This window comes from Streptomyces sp. NPDC107454, assembly GCF_055582885.1.
Genome location: NZ_JBVJPA010000001.1, coordinates 738,079 through 757,273 on the forward strand (window position 1 = coordinate 738,079; position 19,195 = coordinate 757,273).

At 71.8% G+C, this 19,195-nt stretch carries 15 protein-coding genes, 1 other RNA gene and 1 pseudogene; 8 read left to right on the top strand and 9 right to left on the bottom strand.

Annotated elements, in window-relative coordinates; all coding sequences use genetic code 11:
• Nucleotides 1-55: 55 nt before the first annotated feature.
• The 3 genes from ACZ69M_RS03255 to ACZ69M_RS03265 are packed head-to-tail and all read left to right on the top strand — an operon-like array spanning nt 56 to nt 2,934.
• A complete protein-coding gene (locus ACZ69M_RS03255; protein ID WP_352045636.1) occupies nt 56-913 on the top strand; it encodes a Nif3-like dinuclear metal center hexameric protein in 858 nt (285 codons plus the stop codon).
• On the top strand, nt 910-1,653 hold the full coding sequence (locus ACZ69M_RS03260) for a zinc ribbon domain-containing protein (RefSeq protein WP_470046384.1): 744 nt from the start codon (nt 910-912) through the stop codon (nt 1,651-1,653). The genes ACZ69M_RS03255 and ACZ69M_RS03260 overlap by 4 nt, the downstream gene beginning before the upstream one ends.
• Nucleotides 1,654-1,665: 12 nt before the next feature.
• On the top strand, nt 1,666-2,934 hold the full coding sequence (locus ACZ69M_RS03265; protein WP_470046182.1) for a bifunctional RNase H/acid phosphatase: 1,269 nt from the start codon (nt 1,666-1,668) through the stop codon (nt 2,932-2,934).
• An 18-nt stretch (nt 2,935-2,952) separates the two neighbouring features.
• On the opposite strand, the gene ACZ69M_RS03270 is transcribed toward ACZ69M_RS03265, so the two are convergent.
• Nucleotides 2,953-3,762: a helix-turn-helix domain-containing protein gene (locus tag ACZ69M_RS03270; protein ID WP_470046183.1), complete on the bottom strand. Its 810-nt coding sequence runs from the start codon at nt 3,760-3,762 to the stop codon at nt 2,953-2,955.
• A gap of 115 nt (nt 3,763-3,877) precedes the next feature.
• Between ACZ69M_RS03270 and ACZ69M_RS03275 the strand changes: the two genes are divergently transcribed.
• Entirely contained in the window at nt 3,878-4,894 is a 1,017-nt protein-coding gene (locus ACZ69M_RS03275; protein ID WP_470046184.1) for a zinc-dependent alcohol dehydrogenase family protein, read from the top strand.
• Here ACZ69M_RS03275 and eda read toward each other — a convergent pair.
• Both eda and yaaA read right to left on the bottom strand, forming a co-directional pair.
• The gene (gene eda, locus ACZ69M_RS03280; RefSeq protein ID WP_470046185.1) at nt 4,878-5,528 is read right to left on the bottom strand and encodes a bifunctional 4-hydroxy-2-oxoglutarate aldolase/2-dehydro-3-deoxy-phosphogluconate aldolase; all 651 of its coding nucleotides are present in this window, start codon (nt 5,526-5,528) and stop codon (nt 4,878-4,880) included. The genes ACZ69M_RS03275 and eda overlap by 17 nt on opposite strands.
• A gap of 74 nt (nt 5,529-5,602) precedes the next feature.
• The gene (yaaA, locus tag ACZ69M_RS03285; protein ID WP_470046186.1) at nt 5,603-6,385 is read right to left on the bottom strand and encodes a peroxide stress protein YaaA; all 783 of its coding nucleotides are present in this window, start codon (nt 6,383-6,385) and stop codon (nt 5,603-5,605) included.
• Nucleotides 6,386-6,478: 93 nt separating this feature from the next.
• Here yaaA and ACZ69M_RS03290 point away from each other — a divergent pair, with 93 nt between their 5' ends.
• On the top strand, nt 6,479-7,915 hold the full coding sequence (locus ACZ69M_RS03290) for an RNB domain-containing ribonuclease (RefSeq protein WP_470046187.1): 1,437 nt from the start codon (nt 6,479-6,481) through the stop codon (nt 7,913-7,915).
• Here the strand turns inward: ACZ69M_RS03290 and ACZ69M_RS03295 are convergent.
• Both ACZ69M_RS03295 and ACZ69M_RS03300 read right to left on the bottom strand, forming a co-directional pair.
• Nucleotides 7,866-8,468 (bottom strand): hypothetical protein, encoded by a 603-nt coding sequence (locus ACZ69M_RS03295; RefSeq protein WP_470046188.1) that lies wholly within the window; start codon nt 8,466-8,468, stop codon nt 7,866-7,868. The two genes, ACZ69M_RS03290 and ACZ69M_RS03295, sit on opposite strands and share 50 nt — an antisense overlap.
• Nucleotides 8,465-9,232 carry a MerR family transcriptional regulator gene (locus tag ACZ69M_RS03300; protein ID WP_470046189.1) on the bottom strand — a complete coding sequence of 256 codons (768 nt, stop codon included), beginning with the start codon at nt 9,230-9,232 and terminating at the stop codon, nt 8,465-8,467. The genes ACZ69M_RS03295 and ACZ69M_RS03300 overlap by 4 nt, the downstream gene beginning before the upstream one ends.
• Nucleotides 9,233-9,345: 113 nt before the next feature.
• Between ACZ69M_RS03300 and ACZ69M_RS03305 the strand changes: the two genes are divergently transcribed.
• The 3 genes and pseudogenes from ACZ69M_RS03305 (at nt 9,346) to rnpB (ending at nt 11,522) form a co-directional block, all read left to right on the top strand.
• Complete coding sequence (locus ACZ69M_RS03305; RefSeq protein WP_470046190.1) at nt 9,346-10,173, top strand: AraC family transcriptional regulator; 828 nt, start codon at nt 9,346-9,348, stop codon at nt 10,171-10,173.
• 49 nt (nt 10,174-10,222) lie between these two features.
• Nucleotides 10,223-11,002, top strand: a pseudogene (locus tag ACZ69M_RS03310) (DMT family transporter); the annotation flags it as partial.
• Between the two features lie 118 nt (nt 11,003-11,120).
• An RNA gene (gene rnpB / locus ACZ69M_RS03315) (RNase P RNA component class A) lies at nt 11,121-11,522 on the top strand.
• Nucleotides 11,523-11,627: 105 nt separating this feature from the next.
• On the opposite strand, the gene ACZ69M_RS03320 is transcribed toward rnpB, so the two are convergent.
• Genes ACZ69M_RS03320 through fsxC form a run of 4 tightly spaced genes read right to left on the bottom strand, consistent with a single transcriptional unit; the run spans nt 11,628 to nt 19,073 of the window.
• The gene (locus ACZ69M_RS03320) at nt 11,628-12,806 is read right to left on the bottom strand and encodes a cation:proton antiporter (RefSeq protein WP_470046191.1); all 1,179 of its coding nucleotides are present in this window, start codon (nt 12,804-12,806) and stop codon (nt 11,628-11,630) included.
• Between the two features lie 33 nt (nt 12,807-12,839).
• Nucleotides 12,840-13,856, bottom strand: a complete 1,017-nt coding sequence (locus tag ACZ69M_RS03325; RefSeq protein WP_470046192.1) for a hypothetical protein — start codon at nt 13,854-13,856, stop codon at nt 12,840-12,842.
• Nucleotides 13,849-17,793 (bottom strand): FxSxx-COOH system tetratricopeptide repeat protein, encoded by a 3,945-nt coding sequence (fxsT, locus tag ACZ69M_RS03330; protein WP_470046193.1) that lies wholly within the window; start codon nt 17,791-17,793, stop codon nt 13,849-13,851. The genes ACZ69M_RS03325 and fxsT overlap by 8 nt, the downstream gene beginning before the upstream one ends.
• Nucleotides 17,790-19,073 (bottom strand): FxsC protein, encoded by a 1,284-nt coding sequence (fsxC, locus tag ACZ69M_RS03335; protein ID WP_470046194.1) that lies wholly within the window; start codon nt 19,071-19,073, stop codon nt 17,790-17,792. Before fsxC ends, fxsT begins: the two co-directional genes overlap by 4 nt.
• Between the last annotated feature and the right edge of the window lie 122 nt (nt 19,074-19,195).

Below are 19,195 nucleotides of genomic sequence, written 5' to 3' on the forward strand. Positions count from 1 at the left end.
CGGGACCGGCCCGCGACCGGTGGGACACCGGCCCGAGCCAGGTAGCCTTTTCCCCGTGCCCCGTCTGTCTGAAGTCATCGCCGCGCTCGACACCCTCTGGCCCCCCGAGAGGGCCGAGGGATGGGACGCGGTCGGCACTGTGTGCGGCGAGCCGGACCAGGAGATCACCCGCGTCCTGTTCGCCGTCGACCCCGTTCGGGAAATCGTCGACGAAGCGGTGAAGCTGGGCGCGAACCTGCTGGTCACCCACCATCCGCTCTATCTGCGCGGGACGACGACGGTCGCGGCCGACACCTTCAAGGGCCGGGTCGTGCACACCCTCATCAAGAACGACATCGCGCTGCACGTCGCCCACACCAACGCCGACCGCGCCGACCCGGGAGTCAGCGACGCCCTCGCCGGGGCGCTCGACCTCCGGGTCGTACGGCCGCTCGTGCCGGACCCCACCGACCCCGAGGGCCGCCGCGGCCTCGGCCGTGTCTGTGAGCTGGACCACCCGCTGACCGTCCGTGAACTCGCCGCGCGCGCCGCCGGGCGACTGCCCGCCACCGCGCAGGGCATCCGCGTCGCCGGTGACCCGGAAGCGGTCGTACGGACCGTCGCGGTCAGCGGCGGCTCCGGCGACAGCCTCTTCGACGACGTGCGCGCCGCGGGCGTCGACGCCTTCCTCACCGCGGACCTGCGCCACCACCCGGCATCGGAGGCCCGCGCCCACAGTCCTCTCGCGCTGCTCGACGCGGCGCACTGGGCCACCGAGTGGCCCTGGTGCGAGCTGGCCGCCGCCCAGCTCGACGAGATCTCCGACCGCGAGGGATGGGGCCTGCGGGTCCACGTCTCCAAGACGGTCACCGACCCCTGGACCGCCCACGCGGCGTCCACCGAAACACCTAACGCAATGGGAGCCCCCAACTGAACGCCGCGCCCGCCGACCAGATCCGACTTCTCGACGTCCAGGCCCTCGACGTACGCCTGCAGCAGCTCGCGCACAAGCGGAGGTCCCTTGCCGAGCACGCCGAGATCGAGTCGCTGAACAAGGACCTCACGCAGCTGCGCGACCTGCTCGTCGCCGCGCAGACCGAGGAGAGCGACTGCGCCCGCGAGCAGACCAAGGCCGAGCAGGACGTGGACCAGGTGCGCCAGCGCGCGGGCCGCGACCAGCAGCGCCTGGACTCCGGTGCCGTCACCTCCCCCAAGGACCTGGAGAACCTCCAGCGCGAGATCACCTCCCTCGCCAAGCGGCAGGGCGACCTGGAGGACGTCGTCCTCGAGGTCATGGAGCGCCGCGAGTCCGCGCAGGAGCGGGTCGCCGAGCTGACCGAGCGGACCTCCTCCGTGCAGTCGAAGATCGACGACGCGACCGGCCGCCGGGACGCCGCCTTCGAGTCCCTCGACGGCGAGAGCGCCTCGGTGACCAAGGAGCGCGAGGTCGTCGCAACGTCCATCCCCGCCGACCTGCTGAAGCTCTACGACAAGCTGCGCCAGCAGCAGGGCGGCGTCGGCGCCGCGCGGCTCTACCAGCGCCGTTGCGAGGGCTGCCGCCTGGAGCTCAACATCACCGAGGTCAACGACGTGAAGGCGGCGTCCCCGGACACCGTGCTGCGCTGCGAGAACTGCCGCCGCATCCTGGTGCGTACGTCCGAGTCCGGTCTGTAAGGGGCGCGGGGCGTGCGGGAGTTCATCGTCGAGGCCGACGGCGGTTCCCGGGGCAACCCGGGACCCGCGGGGTACGGCGCGGTGGTCATCGACGCGGTCACGGGGGAGACGCTGGCGGAGCGTGCCGAGTACATCGGCATCGCCACCAACAACGTCGCCGAGTACCGGGGCCTGGTGGCGGGCCTGCGCGCCGCCCACGAACTGGACCCGGCCGCGCGCGTCCGGGTCCGGATGGACTCCAAGCTCGTCGTCGAGCAGCTGTCCGGCCGCTGGAAGATCAAGCACCCGGACATGAAGCCCCTGGCCGCGGAGGCGGCCCGCGTCTTCCCGCCCGACCGCATCACCTACGAGTGGATGCCGCGCGAACAGAACAAGCACGCGGACCGACTGGCCAACGAGGCGATGGACGCGGGCAGGCGGGGCGAGCAGTGGTCGCCGGCGGGATCGACGGCGGAACTGCTGAGGCAGGGTTCTGCAGCGCCCCGAGAGGGGCGCGGGGAACTGCGCGACCAGCCACACGCGGCCCGCACTTCCACGACTTCCGTCTCCACCCCGTCACCCCGCGGCGAAGCCGCGAAGCCCGAGGACGACGCGCGGGCCGCGCGCAACGTGGCCACACCGGCACCGTCGACCGGCTGGGGCGCGGCCCCCGACATGGGCGCCCCCACCACCTTCGTACTGCTGCGCCACGGCGAGACCCCCCTCACCCCCCAGAAGCGTTTCTCCGGCAGCGGCGGCACCGACCCGTCGCTCTCGGACGTGGGCCGGGAACAGGCCGAGCGCGTCGCCGCCGCGCTGGCCGCACGCGGCACCATCGAGGCGATCGTGGCGTCGCCACTCACCCGTACCCGCCAGACCGCCGCCGCCGTCGCCGCCCGCCTGGGACTGGACGTCGCCATCGAGGACGGCCTGCGCGAGACGGACTTCGGCGCCTGGGAAGGCCTGACCTTCGCCGAGGTGCAGGAGCGCCATCCCGAGGACCTGAAGACCTGGCTCGCCTCCCCGAAGGCCGAACCGACCGGCGGCGGCGAGAGCTTCGCGGCGACCGCCCGCCGTATCGCCACCACCCGCGACAAGCTCATCGCCTCCTACGCGGGCCGCACCGTCCTGCTCGTCAGCCACGTCACCCCGATCAAGAGCCTCGTCCGGCTCGCGATCGGCGCCCCGCCGGAGTCCCTGTACCGGATGGAGCTGTCCGCGGCCTCCCTGTCGGCGGTGGCCTACTACGCGGACGGCAACGCCAGCCTGCGCCTCTTCAACGACACCTCTCATCTGCGCTGAGCGGCACGGGCCCGGAGGTCACCCGCGCCGGGCGGCCCGGGCCCGCAGGATCTCGGCGGTCCGACGGTCCGCCGGCAAGAACGCCTCCAGGTGGAGCTCGGCGAGCGTCACGTCGACCGCGGTCGCGAACGACGTCAGCGTGGTGAGCAGTCTCAACTCGCCCTCCGCGCACCGCAGTCGCAGCGGCACGGCGAAGCCGAGATAGTCGGCGCCGGGCTCACTCGCCGGTACGTAGTGCGCCAACTCCTCGACCAGGGAGGCGAGCCGGGGATCGGGACTGCGCACGGCACGGCCCCGCAGGTTCTCCACGATGTGCTGCCCCCACGCGTCCAGGTTCACCACCCGCGAGCCCATCCCGCGCGGATGCAACGCGAGCCGCAGCACATTGACGGGCGGCGCGAGCAGCGCGGGGTCCGCGCCCTCGGTGAGCACGTCGAACGCCTCGTTCGCCGCGACGAGTTCACCCCGCGGCCCCGCCACCACCGCCGGATACGGCAGATGCCCTTCGAGGATGCTGTCCAACGCCTCCCGTACGGGCTTCAGCGCGACCGCGTCGAGCGGTGACTCCGCGAACGCGGGCGCGTAACCGGCCGCCAGCAGCAGCGAGTTGCGCTCCCGCAGCGTCAGGCCGAGCGACTCGGCGAGCCGTATCACGATCTCCCTGCCGGGCACCGACCGCCCGCGCTCGATGAAACTGACGTACCGCTGGGTCGTCCCCGCCCGCGAGGCGAGCTCCAGCTGACTGACCCGGCGCGCGGTGCGCCAACGCAGCAACTCACGGGCGAAGGGCGGGGGTTCGGTCACCGAGGCGGCGGTGCTGATGGTCATGGCTCAGTTGTACGTCACGGGTACGACAGTCCGGCCATACCTCACGGGGAATTGAGCGGCGTACCCCGTCCGAGCAGCATGGACGCATCCACGGAGCACACGCCAGGGAGCCGACATGCGCGCCTACCACCTCGAAACGCCCGGCACGGTCGACGGCATCGCCGCGCGCGAGACGGACCGCCCCGAGCCCGGCCCCCGCGACATCCTCGTCCGCGTCCGCGCCGTCTCCCTCAACAAGCGCGATCTGCTGATCCTGAACGGTACCTATCCGCTGAAGGCCGTGCCGGACGTGATCCCGCTGAGTGACGGAGCGGGCGAAGTCGTCGCGGTGGGCGCGGAGGTTTCCCGGTTCGCGGTCGGGGACCGGGTGGCGAGCACGTACTTCCCGCAGTGGATCGACGGCAGGATCACGCCCGCGCTGATCGACCAGCCCGGCGCCACCCTGCCCGGCATGCTCACCGAGCACGCGCGCCTCGACGAGAACGCGGCGGTGCGGGTGCCCGGCCACCTCGGCTGGGAGGAGGCCGCCTGCCTGCCCTGCGCGGGCGTCACGGCCTGGCACGCGCTGACCGGCGGCGAGGCGGTGGTCCCCGGCGAGACGGTGCTGACACTCGGAACGGGCGCGCTCTCGCTGTTCGCCGTGCAGTTCGCGAAGCTGCTGGGCGCCGAGGTCGTCGCCACGACATCGAGCCCGGAGAAGGCCGAGCGGCTCAAGGCCCTGGGCGCCGACCACATCGTGCGGTACGCCGACCACCCCGCGTGGGGACAGACGGTCCGCGACCTCACGGGCGGGCGCGGCGTGGACCTCGTCGTCGAGACCGTGGGCCCGGAGACGATCGAGCAGTCGGTCCGCGCCTCGGCGCTCCACGGCAGGATCGTCCTGGTCAGCGCCAACAGCCCCCGCAAGGCCTCCCTGGAGATCACGACGGACGCCCTCGCGTCGAGCCTGGTGACGATGCGGCGGCTCTTCGTCGGCAGCCGCACCCACTTCGAGTCCATGAACCGGGCCCTCACCCTGCACGGCACCCGCCCGGTCGTCGACCGGGTCTTCGGCTTCGACGAGGTCCACGAGGCGTTTTGCCACTACGCGTCCGGCGTGGCCTTCGGCAAGGTCGTCATCCGCGTGGCCTGAGCGCGGCCGCCTCGCGCGCCAGGCTCTCCACACGCCCCCAGTCCTTCGCCGTGATCGCGTCCTCGGGAAGCATCCACGTCCCGCCCACGCAGCCGACGTTGGGGAGGGCGAGGTAGTCCGGCGCGTAGGTGGGGCCGATACCGCCGGTCGGGCAGAACCTGGCCTGCGGCAGCGGTCCGGCGAGCGACCTGAGGTACGCCGTGCCGCCCGCCGCCTGCGCCGGGAAGAACTTCATCTCCCGCACCCCGCGCTCCAGCAGCGCCACCACCTCCGAGGTCGTGGACACCCCCGGCAGGAACGGCACCCCGGACGCCTTCATGGCACCGAGCAGTACGTCGGTCCAGCCGGGACTGACCAGGAAGCGGGCGCCCGCGGCCACGCACTGCGTCACCTGCGCCGGCGTGATGACGGTGCCCGCGCCGACCACCGCGCCCGGCACCCCGTCCGCGATCGCCCGGATGGCGTCGAGCGCGCACGGCGTCCGCAGGGTCACCTCTATCGCGGGCAGCCCACCCGCGACGAGTGCCGTGGCCAGGGGTACGGCGTCCGCGATCTCGTTCACCACGACGACGGGAACCACGGGGGCGAGATCCAGCACGGAGACGGCGGGAACCGAGGGCAGCGGTGAGCTCATGCGCTCATCGTGCCCTCGTCGTGCAACATGCGCAAAGAGCGTTGCGCATGTTGCAACGAACATCCAGGGGACTGCTAGTGCACCTCGTTCACCAGCACATCCAGCGCCCAGGCCGTCCCCGCCCGCGCGGGCGCCTGCACCTCCACCTCGTACCCCAGGTCCCGCAAGGTCTCCACCAGCTCCGCCGGACCGGCGGGCGCGGCCCCCGCCGAAAGCAGACTCCGTACGATCCGCCCCTTCGTCGCCTTGTTGAAGTGGCTGACCACCTTCCGGGTGGGCGCGTGCAGCACCCGGACCGTCGCCGTCCGCCCGGCCACCTCGCCCTTCGGCTTCCACGCGCCCGTGTACGCCGAGGACCGCAGGTCGAGCACCAGCCCGTCGCCGGCCGCCTCGGGGAGCGCGGCGGCCATCGGCGTACGCCAGTGCGCGCCCAGCGCCCCGAGCCCCGGCAGCCGCACCCCCATCGAGCAGCGGTACGACGGGATCCTGTCCGTCACCCGGACCGCGCCCCACAGCCCGGAGAAGACCAGCAGCGAGCGGCTCGCGCGCCGCTTGGCCGCCGTGTCCAGCGAGGCCAGGTCCAGGGCGTCGTACAGCACCCCCGTGTAGATCTCCCCGGCCGGGCGCGCCCCCGCGCTGCGCAGCTCCGTGTTCTTGGCGATCTCGCCGCGCAGGCCCTCGCTCAGTCCGAGCACCTCGCGGGCCTTCTCCTCGTCGCCGGCGCACAGCTCGGCCAGCTCGTCGAGGACCGCCCGACGCGCCTCGGTGAGCCCGGGCAGGGACAGCGACTCCAGCTTCAGCGCGGTTCCCCGGCGGGAGGGTGCCTTGCCCTCGGAAGGCGGCAGCAGCACGAGCACGGTGGTGTTCTCCTAACGGTGGGTGTGGCCCGGCGCCAGCCTAAGGGGTGCGGTCGGGGTGCCCGCCGCGTGCGCGCGACCTACGCTCGACCCATGCCGTGCCGCCACATCCGCGCCACCTGCGTAGCGGGGGCTCCTCTGCAGGCCGCCCTGTCCGCCCTGCGGACCGGTCTCGGTGTGCCCGGGAGCTTCCCGCCCGGTGTACTGAAGGAGGCCGGCCGGCCACCCCGCCTGCCTCCCCACGACGCGACGGACATCCCCTTCCTCACCATCGACCCGCCGACGTCCGCCGACCTCGACCAGGCGATGCACCTGTCCCGCCGCGAGAACGGCCACGGCTACCGCGTCCGGTACGCGATCGCCGACGTCGCCGCCTTCGTCGCCCCCGGCGGCGCCCTGGACGCCGAGGCGCACCGCCGCGTGACGACGCTCTACTTCCCGGACGAGAAGGTCCCCCTCCATCCGACCCGGCTCTCCGAAGGCACCGCGAGCCTCCTGCCCGACCAGACCTGCCCGGCCGCGCTCTGGACGATCGACCTGGACGCGGACGGCCGCACGGAGAGCGTCGACGTACGCCGCGCCCTCGTCCGCAGCCGCGCCAAGCTCGACTACGCGCACGTGCAGAAGCGGATCGACGACGGTACGGCGGAGGAGCCGCTCGCCCTTCTCAAGGAGATCGGGACGCTGCGCGAGCGTCTGGAGGTGGAGCGCGGCGGGATCTCCCTCAACGTCCCCGAGCAGGAGATCGTCGAGAAGGACGGGACGTACGAACTCGTCTACCGCGCCCCGCTTCCCGCCGACGCCTGGAACGCGCAGATCTCCCTGCTCACCGGGATGGCGGCGGCCGACCTGATGCTCGCGCACGGCACCGGCGTCCTGCGCACGCTGCCCGCCGCCCCCGACGGCGCGGTCGGCCGCCTCCGCCGCACGGCCAGGGCCCTGCACATCGACTGGCCGCACCACGTCTCGTACGCGCGGCTCGTCCGCTCCCTCGACCCGCACCTGCCGCGCCACGCGGCCTTCCTCCAGGAGTGCACGACGCTGCTGCGCGGCGCGGGCTACACGGTGTTCCGGGGCGGCGCCCTCCCGGACGTCACCTCGCACGCCGCGGTGGCCGCGCCCTACGCCCACTGCACGGCCCCCCTGCGCCGTCTCGTCGACCGCTACACCTCGGAACTCTGCCTGGCCGCCGCCGCGGACGAACCACCCCCCGACTGGGTGCTCACCGCCCTCGACATCCTCCCCAAGGAGATGGCCGAGGGCTCCCGGCGCGCGGGCACCGTGGAACGCGAGTGCGTCGACATCGTCGAGGCCGCGCTCCTCAAGGACCGGGTCGGGGACATCTTCGACGGATGTGTCGTGGACGTGATGGAGCGTCAACCCACGGTCGGTACCGTCCAGTTGGAGTCCCCCGCGGTCGTCGCCCGCATCGAGGGCGGCACCGGGACGCTGCCGCTGGGGGAGCGGTTGCGGGTCCGCCTCACCCAGGCCGACCCGGGGACGGCGAAGGTACGGTTCGCGCCCGCGTGAGGGTCCGTGCGAGTGCGTCGGGGTCGTCCGCGTGCAGCCGTACGAGACGGACCCGACGTTCCCGTCCCAGGAGGGTGAAGTGCGCTACCGGGGCGGCCAGTTCGATGGTCACGTCGGTCTGGGCGCCCACGGCGAGGTTCAGTTCGCCCCCGGCGCGCTCGTGTGTGGTGCGCAGCTCGCGGCGCACCGCCGCGATGTCCGCCAGGGGTATCCGCAGATCCACGTGCGCGCCGTTGCGGACGCGCAGGTGCGTGGAGTCGAGGACGTGCGGGCGCGTCGCACCGGCCGCGTGCAAGCCGACGACCATCAGCACGGTGTAGACGTCGAGGACGAGGACGACCGCGTGGACGAGCGGCCACCCGCGCAGCAGCACCGCCATCCCGGCCGTCTCGACGACGCACACGAAGGCGAACCCCCACATCATGGCGCCCTGGCCCCGCGCGTAACCGAAGGGGCGGCCCTCGCGCGTGCCGTGCGTCCGCCGGGTCACCCACAGCAACAGGCTCGCGAACAGGCGCAGTTCATGCCGTACGACGCCGCGCACGATCCTCATCGCCCGCCCTCCGTGACCATCCGCATCGCCCGCCGGATCGCCTCCGCCTGGGCAGGCGCGACGTCGGCGTACAGGGCACGCAGAAAGCTGTCGTCGAGGCCGGGAGCGAGGTCGGCCTCCGCGAGCAGGGAATCGGGCAGGCAGCCGGCGAGTGCCCGGGCCGCCTCGTCCACGCGCGGGTCGGCGGGGTCGTCCGGATCGGCGTCGGCGAGCGCGTCGAGCAGCGCGTACACCTCGTGCGCCCGCGCCACGGCGGCGGGCGTCTCGAAGGCGCTGCCCAGCGCCGCCATCAGCCGCTTCCGGTGCTCGGGCGAGGCCACGGTGTCGATCAGAGCGAGCACCTCGCGGTCCCTGACGGCCATGGGGGACTCGGGGCCGTGCGCCATCCCCGTGAGCAGCGCGGCCAGTTCGGGGGAGACGGGACCCTCGGCGGGCAGGTTCCCGTCCCGGTCCAGCAGGGCGCGCAGCCGCTCCCGCCGCTCCCGGATCGCCGCCTCCTGCCGGGCGAGATCGGCGTCGAGCTCCGCGAGCACCTCGGCGAGATCGCGCCCCGCGTCGTCCGCGAGCACGTCGCGCACCTCGGCGAGCCCGAGTCCCAGCTCGGTCAGCCGCCGGATCCGGGCGAGCACGACGGCGTGCCGCAGCGTGTAGTCCCGGTAGCCGTTGGGGCGCCGCTCGGGCTCCGGCAACAGCCCGAGATGGTGGTAGTGCCGTACCGTCCGCGTGGTGACACCGACGGTGACGGCGAGTTCTCCGATCCGCATGCCCTCAGTAGAAACGTTGACGTTGCGGCAAGGTCAAGCGAGGAGGCCCCCGGCGGCATGAAAACGCGGGCCGCCGGCGTTGCACCCCTGAGGGGACGACCGGGGAGGTGGCCATGGGGGCACGACGTGAAGAGGCCCGCTGGACCCGGGCCGCTCTCGGCCATGACGGTCCGCCCCTCGACCTGCTGACCGCACACTTCGACCAGCACCGCTACGCACCGCACGCCCACGACGAGTACACCGTCGGAGTCTGCGTCGGCGGCTCCGAGATCATCGACTACCGGGGCGGCCGCATCCACACCGGCCCCGGCTCGATCGTCGTCCTGGCTCCGGGCGAGATGCACACCGGCGGCCCGGCCGCTTCCGACGGCTACGCCTACCGGGCGCTGTACGCCGAACCCGCCCTGCTCACCGAGGGAATTCTGGGCAGCCCCCCGCACTTCCGGGACCCCGTCCTCGACGACCCCGAACTGGCCGCCGCGCTGCGCACCGCCCACGCGGACCTGAGCGCCTGCCCCGACCCCCTGGAGACCGAGTCCCGCCTCCCCTGGCTGCTGGCCGCCCTCGCCCGTCGCCACTCCACGGCCCGCCCGGTGTGCGACACGGTCCCGGGAGCGGCCCCCATAGCCCACGCCGTACGCGACCGCCTCGCCGACGAACTCCAGGCTCCCCCGTCACTCGCCTCCCTCGCCACCGACCTGGGCCTCTCCCGCTACCAGCTCCTGCGCGCCTTCCGTACGACGATGGGGATACCGCCGTACGCCTGGCTGGCCCAGTACCGCGTGAACCGGGCCCGCGCCCTGCTGGAGACCGGCCTGCGCCCCGCCGAGGTCGCCCCGCTCGTGGGCTTCGCGGACCAGGCACACCTGACGCGCTGGTTCCGCAGGGTGCTCGGGGTGACACCGGCGGCGTACCGGACAAGCGTGTCGCCGACGGCGTAGCGCAACAGCGTTCAAGACACCTGACCCCGCGGCGGCCGAAACTCCCCCCATGACTGCACGCGGCTGGTTCCTGTTCTCCCTGATGGGAGTGGTCTGGGGCATCCCCTACCTGATGATCAAAGTGGCGGTGGACGGTGTGTCCCCGTCGACGGTGGTGTTCACGCGCTGCGCGGTGGGCGCGGCGCTGCTGCTCCCCTTCGCGATCCGTCAAGGGGGCCTTACCCGGACGGTACGAACGTACTGGCGCCCGATGCTGGCCTTCGCGTGCGTCGAGATAATGATCCCTTGGTGGACCCTCACGGACGCCGAGCGTCACCTCTCCAGCTCCACGGCGGGCCTGCTGATCGCCGGGGTGCCGATCGTCGGCGTGGCCGTGGCCCGCCTCTTCGGCGACGCGGAGCGCCTCGGCGCCCGCCGCGTGTCGGGCCTGGCCCTCGGCCTGTCCGGCGTCGCGGTCCTCACCGTCCCGCACCTGACCGGCGGCGACGCCCGCTCGCTGGCCGAGGTACTGCTGACGGTGATCGGATACGCGACCGCCCCCGTCATAGCCGCCCGCCACCTCAAGAACGTCCCCTCGCTCCACCTCACGGCCGCCTGCCTGACCCTGGCGGCCCTGGTCTACGCCCCCGCGGCGGCCGCCACCCGCCCCTCCGGGCTCCCCTCCCCGCAGATCCTGGCCGCCCTCGCCGGCCTCGGCGTCATCTGCACCGCGGTCGCCTTCGTGGCCTTCCTGGAACTGATCAAGGAGGCGGGCCCGACACGGGCGACGGTGATCACGTACGTCAACCCGGCCGTCGCGGTGGCGGCGGGAGCCGCCTTCCTGGACGAGAGCCTGACCCCCGGCGTCCTCGCCGCCTTCGCCCTCATCCTGGCCGGCTCGGTCCTGGCGACGGCGACGGCGGGCCCGAGGCGCACCACACGCCCGGTACCATGGTCCACACGGCAGACGAGCCGGGCGGACGGCCGCGTGGAGGTCCTTGCGGACCTTCCCGAGGAACGTCCGGGCTCCACAGGGCAAGGTGGTGGCTAACGGCCACCCGGGGTGACCCGCGGGACAGTGCCACAGAAAACAGACCGCCGGGAACTTCGGTTCCCGGTAAGGGTGAAACGGTGGTGTAAGAGACCACCAGTGCTCAGGGTGACCTGGGCAGCTAGGTAAACCCCACCTGGAGCAAGGTCAAAAGGAAACACCCCGGTGTTTCTGCGCGGACGTTCGAGGGCTGCCCGCCCGAGTCCGCGGGTAGACCGCACGAGACCGGCGGCAACGCCGGTCCTAGATGGATGGCCGTCTCCCCGGCCGCCGCGAGGCGCCCGGGCGACAGAACCCGGCGTACAGCCCGACTCGTCTGCCGGCTGGGCCCTGACTCGTATCCATGGTGCGGTCGGGGCCTTTTCGCCCAGGTCGCCGTCCGTGCCGTGCAGCGGTTGGCGCGGCACGCCGAAGGGCTCGGTCCTCATGTGCGACGTACGTATTCGCCCCCCGGGCCGGCCGGCCGGTACCGGTAGCTCCTGGCCAGCAGGGCCGTGGACGTCAGGTGCAGCACGTTGACCACGAGGATCGCCGGCGCGACGATCGCCACGGCGGCGGGCAGCCCGGGCTCCAGGAGGAGCGCCAGGATGATCGCCGTGATGCCGTTCTGCTGGCTCAGACAGAGCGCGGCCCGGTCGCGGCTCGAGAACCCGAGGCCGACCACGGCGGCCACGAGCATCTGCGCCACGAAGGTGGCGACCCCCAGCACCGCACCTACGGCGAGGTCGGCACCCCCGGCCAGCAACATGCCCAGCAGGAAAGTGGCCACGACCAGCGCGGTGTTGGTCGCCCGCCCCAGCCACGCGCCGAGTGCGGGCCGGAAGAACAGCGCGGACAGCGCGAGCCCGAGCATGAGGAACTGCCAAGTGGCCGCGGCGAGCAGGGCCGCCAGGGCCGCGTACTGGAGGATCCGCCGGACCTGCCGGGGCCTGCGCAGGGCGGGGAACGGCACGGCGTCGGCCGGTCCGTGCTCCCGCAGTGCCGCCCACACCGTCGCCGCCACCACCAGGAAGACGAGGTTGCCGATCAGTGTCGTCGCGTAGTCCTGGGTGCCGGAGGCGACGCTCACGGTGTTCTCCAGGACCAGCGACCCCAGGATCACCACCAGGACGGTGGTCACCGGGTCGTCGAACGAGGCCCAGGCCGCGAGCAGGGACTTCGCGCGCGGAGACATGTCACGGCTCGCCAGCATCGCGGACACGGACAGCGGATCGATCTGTGCCATGGCCACCGCGAGGACGAGGTACTCAGGACGGTCGGGGAACGCGAGCCACAGCGCCCCCGCGATGAACGCGGCCTTGACCACCACACCGAAGGTGATCGCGACGACGATCCGGTAGAGGTCACCCCGCGCCTGCGGTCGGCTGATTCCCTGGGCGCTGCCGTACAGCCCGACCGCGAGGAGGCCCGAGCTGAGCCAGCCGTACCATCCGCCGTGCGCCCGGACGTCGAGCGTCAGCCACTGGCCGGCCAGACAGCCGACGCCCGCGAGGCACAGCGGCAGGAAGAGCGGGCGCAGGAGCGCCCTCAGGAAGGCGCGCGCCGCTCCCGGATCACTGTTCTGGGGTGCCACGACCGCGTCATCACAGTTCTGGGGTGCCACGACCGCGTCCCTCCGGGCCTGCTGCACGCCCTGTCAGCCCTCGGCCAACTCGCTCCCGAGCCGTGCGACCTGCTGATCCGCCTCCGTGACCCTCGACTGGTCAAGCGTCACCCCCATGAGGAAGCGCCGGCCGGGAAGGGCGTGGAAGTACACGGCGCCCTGCTCCACGTCGAGCACCACCTGGATCAGCTCGCCCTGCAGGATCGCCCGCAGGGACAGGTTCATGCGCTGCGTGACGCCGGGCAGTAGCTGGCCCATCCGGCCGTACCGGCTACGGCGTCGGTCCGGGGTCTGCACCCGGAAGAAGTTCCCGAGCCCCGGATGATCGAAGATGTCGTACCCCCAGGCGGTCGTCGGCGACTGGTGGTAAGCGATGTAGTGCAGGCCCTGGACATCGAGCGCCGACCGCAGGGCGTCCTCGATACCGGGCGCCGGAGCCCGGGTCGCGGGCCGATTCTCGGCCACATAGGGGCCGGCCGGAAGAGACGCGTCGGGGGAGGGCAATGGATCGGGGGCCGAGGTCGAGGGCACGGCGACAGGTTTGCTCACCCATGGCTCGTCGTTGAACCAGGAGCCGTAGTTCAACGGGCTGTACCGCGCGGGCAGCCGCAGACCATTGACGCATTCGGCCATCCTGGCGTCCAGTTCGTCGAGGCGGTCCATGGCCGCGGTGGCGCCGTAGAGATGGAATCCCGGCTCGACGAGGTAATAGAGGACGGCGCCCGTCGGCACGCGCAATACGGTGCGAATGAGTGCGCCGGTGCGCAGCGCCGTGAAATCCGGTTCGAGTTCTTCGAGAATGTAATACAGCTGGCGCCCGGTGCGTTCATGGGAGACGGATTCCGGGGAAAGCGCGAATTCTCCGGCGGACGGTGCCACGGACGCGTCGAGGACGACCTTCGCCGTGTCGCCGTCGTAGAGCACCAAGTGCGCCAGCCCCTCGGAGTGGAGCAACCCATGTAACTGTGCCGCCAGTTGAGCCATCTGTGGCGTCTCCCCGTCCGGAAATCGAGCCGCGGCGCGCGCGGTGGCGCCCTGGGGGTCAGACATTCTGCACCTCCAGGTCCGCGCCCACCCTCTGATACGAATCGACCGGCAGCGCGGCGGCGAGGGGGTGCCCGGCAGGGAGATATTCGGAGACCCGCTGCCGGAGGATTGCCCGCAGCTCGACCTGGTCGTCCGATCCGGAGGCCAGCCGGTTGGCCAGCGCGGTCAGCGTCACCGGATGCCGCTCCCCCCATGCCGTGGCCTGCTCGCAGTCCTCGTGGATCCCTATGTCCTCCGTGCTGGTGTCCTTCCCCAACACGGATTGGCAGTTGATCTGGTTCATGCGCGCGACCAGCGTGTAGCGATGACCGGACCCGAACGAATTTTCGAGCTGGTACACCGCCTTCCGTGCGTGGGAGAGTGCCTGGTCGGGAGCCCCGGCCGCCAGTAGGTACAGAGCCATATTGCTGAGGCAGATGCTCGTGAAGGGATGCGTGGGACCGAACACCTCGACATAGCGGTCGTGCAGGTCCGGCATGCTGTCCGCCGCGTCGGCCAGTCGGCCGGAGGCGTGCAGGCCGATCGCGATGGACAGGTCGCAGGCCATGGTGCTCGGATGCCGGTCACCCCACTGCCGGCTGAAGCCCGCCCGCGCGTCCTGCAACCTTTTCAGACCCTCGTCGGTGTCCCCCTTGCGCACCATGGTCATGCCCAGGCTGGCCAGCACGCCCAGGTAGCGGTGGGAGTCCTTCCCGGTGAGGGTGAGGAACCGCTCGCAGCTTCGGACCAAGTACCGCTCGGAGTCGCCCAGTTCACCGAGCTCCCGGAAGTACGTGCCGAGATTGGCGTACGAGATCCAGGGCCGGAAGTCGTTCTCGCCGTACTGCCGCCTACGGATCGCGTAGGTGTCCCGGTCCAGATCGACGGCGGCCTTGACCGTCTCCATGTAGAACTTGGACAGCGCCAGGTTGATGGAGGCGTCGAGCGTCGCGTTGTGCTCCTGGCCGATCGCCCTGACCAGGCCCTGATAGGTGCGGCTGTCCTCGTCGAAGGCCTCCCGGAAGCGGCCGGTGGCGCGCAGGTCGGCGGCGTAGCCGCGGGCCGTCATCAGGGTGTACACGTCGTTGCTGTTGCGCTCGCGCTGGATCTGGACCGAGTGCTGGGACAGCTCGAGCGCGCGCTCGTACTGGCCGAGGGCCCGGCAGGCCGCCGCCACCTCGGATTCCAGAAGCAGCACCATGGTGTGGCTGTCGCCCATGGCCGGATCCGCGCGCCAACGGTCCAGGATGCGGTTGCCCAGGGCGCGTGCCTCGTCCCACAGCCCCGACGTCCGCCGGTGGTAGACCTGGCTGACGAGCCAGCGGTGCACCTGGCGGTCGGAGCTCTCCAGGGCGCCGGAGGGTTCCAGATGCCGGTCGAGTTCGGCGAAGTCGGACCAGTGCCGCTGCTCATGCCGCTGGAGGTCCGAGGGCACCATCGCGGCCAGTACGGCCAGGAGCTCCGCGCGGGTCTCCTCCCGCGCCTCGGGGGTCATCCAGCTCCGTACCAGGTCCTGGAGGATCCGGTGCACCTTCAGCCGCCCGGCCTTCTGGTCCACCACGGCGAGCGTCGCGCGCGAGAGCTGGTTGACCACGTTCCGCAGGCGCAGGGTGTCCTCGAGGCTCTCGTCGAACCGGACCAGCCGCTCGATCATGCCCGGTGACTCGATGACCCGCATGCCCACGCCGTCCGCCGACAGGAAGGAGCACAGTTCCAGCAGCCGGGCCGCGGCGGGGAACCGCTGACGCAGTCCTTCGTAGATCCCCCGGTAGATCGTGTCCATCGTCCGGTACTGCGGGAGCACCCCGTCCGGGGCGTCGGACTCCCGCCGGTCGATGAGGGCGATGTAGTCGTCCGTGTGCGCGGGATAGGAACTCAGCTCGGCCACAGCCGCGTTGAGCATGAGCGGGTGGTCCCCGAGCCGCTCGGCCAGCCGGTCCAGGGCGTCGGTGTCCGCTCCTCGGAGCCCGCTTCGGAGAAGGTGCAGGCTCTCCTCACGGGTGAACGAGTCGATCTGCTGGGTCTCGTACCCGGGAGACCACACGGGGTTGAGCGAGGTGATCAGCACATGGCCGGGTCCGGTGGTCGGCAGGAAAGGCTCGAGGGCCTCGCTGTCCTTCGCACCGTCGAAGACGAGCAGCCAGCGCGAGCAGTACCGCCCGGTCCGCAGGTCCGCCAGCAGGGCGTCCGGGTCGTCGCCGCTGCGCGCGCCGCCCTTGGCGCCGTTGAGCTCCCGAGCCAGTTCACGCAGCGCGGCCCGGATGGCGTCGTCGCTGCCGGCCGGGATCCACCACACCAGGTCGTACTGGGAGGCGAAACGGTGTGCGTACTCCAGGGCCACCTGGCGTTTGCCGGTTCCCTTCATGCCCCACAGGACGCGTGGAGCGCTGTAGTCGGCCGTAGAGAAGCTCAACAGCCGCCGCAATTCGGCGAGTTGGCGGGTGCGTCCGATGAAGTGGACGTCGCGCATCGGCAGGGACACCACCTCCGGCTGCCGGCCCGGGAAGCGCGTCCGGTCCGCCGGGCAGAACGGGGCGCCGGCGACCTCCGGGGAGAAGCGGGAGAGCAGGGCCTGGTGGGCCGCGCGTTCCTGCTGTCCGGCGAGGTTGACCGCGTCCGGCCAATCGAAGTGCGGGGCGAGTCGCGCGGTGCTGATCCGCAGGCCCACGACCTTCGGCGGCTGGGCGCCCCCCACGGGCGCCCCCACCGCGAGGCTCGCGATCGTCTGGCCCGCCGCGGTGTCCTCCAGGCGTCGGGAGAGCAGGGCGACGACGTAGTCGGAGTCGGGGCCGCAGTCCAGATCGCGGTCCTCGTCGGCGTCCAGGCCGCCGGGGAACGGATCGGTCTCCGGCTGGGCCAGCTGCGCCTTGATGCCGGCAGCGCCGAGCTGTTCGCCGATCCAGTCGGCCCACAGCTGGTCGTCGGGGGCGTTCAGCACCGTCACGGTCGGCGGAGTGACGTCCCGATCCGCATGGCCGTTCCAGTTGACATAGTCCTCGCGCAGATCCCTCGGCGCCTGTTCGAACACGGCCACGGCACCGTCCGTGATGCGCTGGGCGGCCTTGACGCAGGCGTGCAGCAGGCTGCGGGTCTGGAGCGGGTTCTCGATCATGACAGCGAGTTCCTCGCTGAAGGAGAACCGGGGCTGATGGGGGATCAGCACTTCGTTCCAGTAGGCGTTCAGTGCCTCCTCCCCGGTGATGCCCAGATACGGGTCGAGTGTCGTGCGGGCCTCGGCGAGGGCGCGTTCGAAACGGGTCGGCTCGGTGGTGGTGTCGACGCGCATGGGCACCACATGGAACGCGATGGGTCTTGGCTGTGCCTCGATCCGCCGCGCGATGTCCCGGGCCCCCTCGACGGCCTGCCGGTTCAGACTGAGGCCGATGACCACGGTGTCCGGCAGGGCCAGCGTGCAGATACCGGCATCCGCGGAGAACCCGGCGCGGCTGTCGATGAGGATGTAGTCGTACTCGCTCTCGCGCATCCGGGCCCGCAGCGCGGCCAGGAACTCCTTGCCGTCGTCGGTGCCCTGGAACCGGTCCCAGTCGAAGGCGCGCAGCCGGTCGCGGTACCGGTCGTCCTGCCGTCCGGGCCCCAGGTAGTACAGGTGGCCGCCGTTCGGGAACGGATAGTGGACGTCGACGTCGTAGCGCTTGAAGTCGGTGTGCTGGAGGTGCAGTCCGCGCAGATGCTCCGAACCCCGCTCCTGGCTGGTCGCCGTGGCAGCGAAGGTGGAGAACATGTCCAGGATTCCGTCGCTCGTGCTCAGGTCACGGTTCGGGAGGTACTTGGAGTAGTACAGGTGCAGGGCGGGATCCTCCAGATCCCAGTCGACGGTGAGCACCGACTTGCCGTGACTGGCCATGATCCAGGCGATGTTCGCCAAGGTCATGGTGCGGCCCGCGCCCGCCTTGTGCGAGTAGAACGTGATGATCTTCGTCTGTCGACCGGGTGTGCTCATCCCCCGCCCCACGATTCCCTGGGTGTTCCACTGACCAACGGCGGCCAGGGCCCTCGGTGCCTGAGCCAGCCGGCCCGTTCGCGCTCCTTGCGCACGATCCGCTCCGCCGCGTTCTCCAGAGGCGGCTCATTCGCTCTGCCCGGCAGCGGGCCCTCCTCCCCGACGTCGGTGAAGGCATCGGCGATCACCGCCGCCATGGCGTGCGTGAGTGAGCCGGGCGTGCCCGCCTCGTGGTGTGCGGCGCCCAGTTGTCTTGCCGGAGTGCGGGCCAGCGCCTCGCGCAGCTCGCCCGCGTTGCGATGGCTCTCCTCGTCGAACTGCGGCAGTACGGTGATGACCGCCGCGACGCGCGCCCCCGAACGCGCCAGTCGCTCCCAGAGCACCGACAGGGACGAGTCGCCCGTCATCCACGGGTCGACCAGCATCACAACCACGGCGGACGCGTCGACCTCGCGCAGCGGGTCCGTGCCGGTGTCGTCCAGGGCGACGACGGTCAGCCGCTCGATGCCGCAGGCATGTGCCGCCCGGCCGGCGATGGCAGCCGCGGTCTCGTCGCTGTGGGGGCGAAAGGGGCGCCATTCCGTGGCGGTCTCCGCGTAGGTGTCGACGGACCGGCGCAGCCCCTCCATCCCGGCTCGGGTGCCGGCCAGCAGGGCCAGGACCAGATGGCGTTCACCGGGCCGGCGCGGCGGGGGCGGGGGTGCGGTGCGGGAGGCGCGCTGCTCGTGCGCAGGCCCGAAGTACGGTTCCACGGCGCCGCTGTCGGTCGTGGCCATGGCGGGCAGCGGGGTCCGCGCGGCACGGGTGAGGCGCTCGGCGACCCGGCGCACCAGCCTGCGGTACCGCTCCCAGGCGCTCGGGTCGCGTTGCAGCCCGGCCACGCCCGGTCCCTGGTAGCCCTCCCCGAGGTCGTCCAGCAGCTGGCCCGTCTTCGCCACCGCGCGCGGCAGCACCAGGGAGTCGGCCCGCCACAACACGCCGACCAGGGCGTCCGCGGGCTCCCCGGTCCGCCACAGGCGGCGCTGCATGCGCTCACGGAAGACGGACCATTCCAGCGCGCACTGGGAGTCGGTCAGGTAGTCGGCGGAGTAGAGCACCAGCAGGGAACGACAGATGAGGACGGCCGGGTCGGGGCCGAGCGCGGGTTCCGCACGCTGCAGGCTGCCTTCGTTGCGGGGGTGACGGCCGAGCACGCTGTAGATCTCGTTCTGGACGTCCGCGTGGAACCGCTGGACCGGTCCTCTGTCACCGGTCGAACCGGCGTAACTGGTGTAGAACAACGGCCCCACAGCAACCCCCCAAGGGACCAGCCTCCCGTACGACGATGGCCTGTCACCGCCCCATTGCCCCACATCGGCGTCGGCTCGCGCGTCGGTCTGCCCGAGCCTGTCCATCGACGCCA

What these genes read in the sequence shown, in the direction of transcription:
- ACZ69M_RS03325 (WP_470046192.1), bottom strand. Translation starts at nt 13,856, where the DNA reads ATGTCTGACCCCCAGGGCGCCACCGCGCGCGCCGCGGCTCGATTTCCG.
- ACZ69M_RS03290 (WP_470046187.1), top strand. Translation starts at nt 6,479, where the DNA reads ATGCCGTGCCGCCACATCCGCGCCACCTGCGTAGCGGGGGCTCCTCTG.
- ACZ69M_RS03295 (WP_470046188.1), bottom strand. Translation starts at nt 8,468, where the DNA reads ATGAGGATCGTGCGCGGCGTCGTACGGCATGAACTGCGCCTGTTCGCG.
- fxsT (WP_470046193.1), bottom strand. Translation starts at nt 17,793, where the DNA reads ATGAGCACACCCGGTCGACAGACGAAGATCATCACGTTCTACTCGCAC.
- ACZ69M_RS03300 (WP_470046189.1), bottom strand. Translation starts at nt 9,232, where the DNA reads ATGCGGATCGGAGAACTCGCCGTCACCGTCGGTGTCACCACGCGGACG.
- ACZ69M_RS03305 (WP_470046190.1), top strand. Translation starts at nt 9,346, where the DNA reads ATGGGGGCACGACGTGAAGAGGCCCGCTGGACCCGGGCCGCTCTCGGC.
- ACZ69M_RS03270 (WP_470046183.1), bottom strand. Translation starts at nt 3,762, where the DNA reads ATGACCATCAGCACCGCCGCCTCGGTGACCGAACCCCCGCCCTTCGCC.
- eda (WP_470046185.1), bottom strand. Translation starts at nt 5,528, where the DNA reads ATGAGCTCACCGCTGCCCTCGGTTCCCGCCGTCTCCGTGCTGGATCTC.
- ACZ69M_RS03275 (WP_470046184.1), top strand. Translation starts at nt 3,878, where the DNA reads ATGCGCGCCTACCACCTCGAAACGCCCGGCACGGTCGACGGCATCGCC.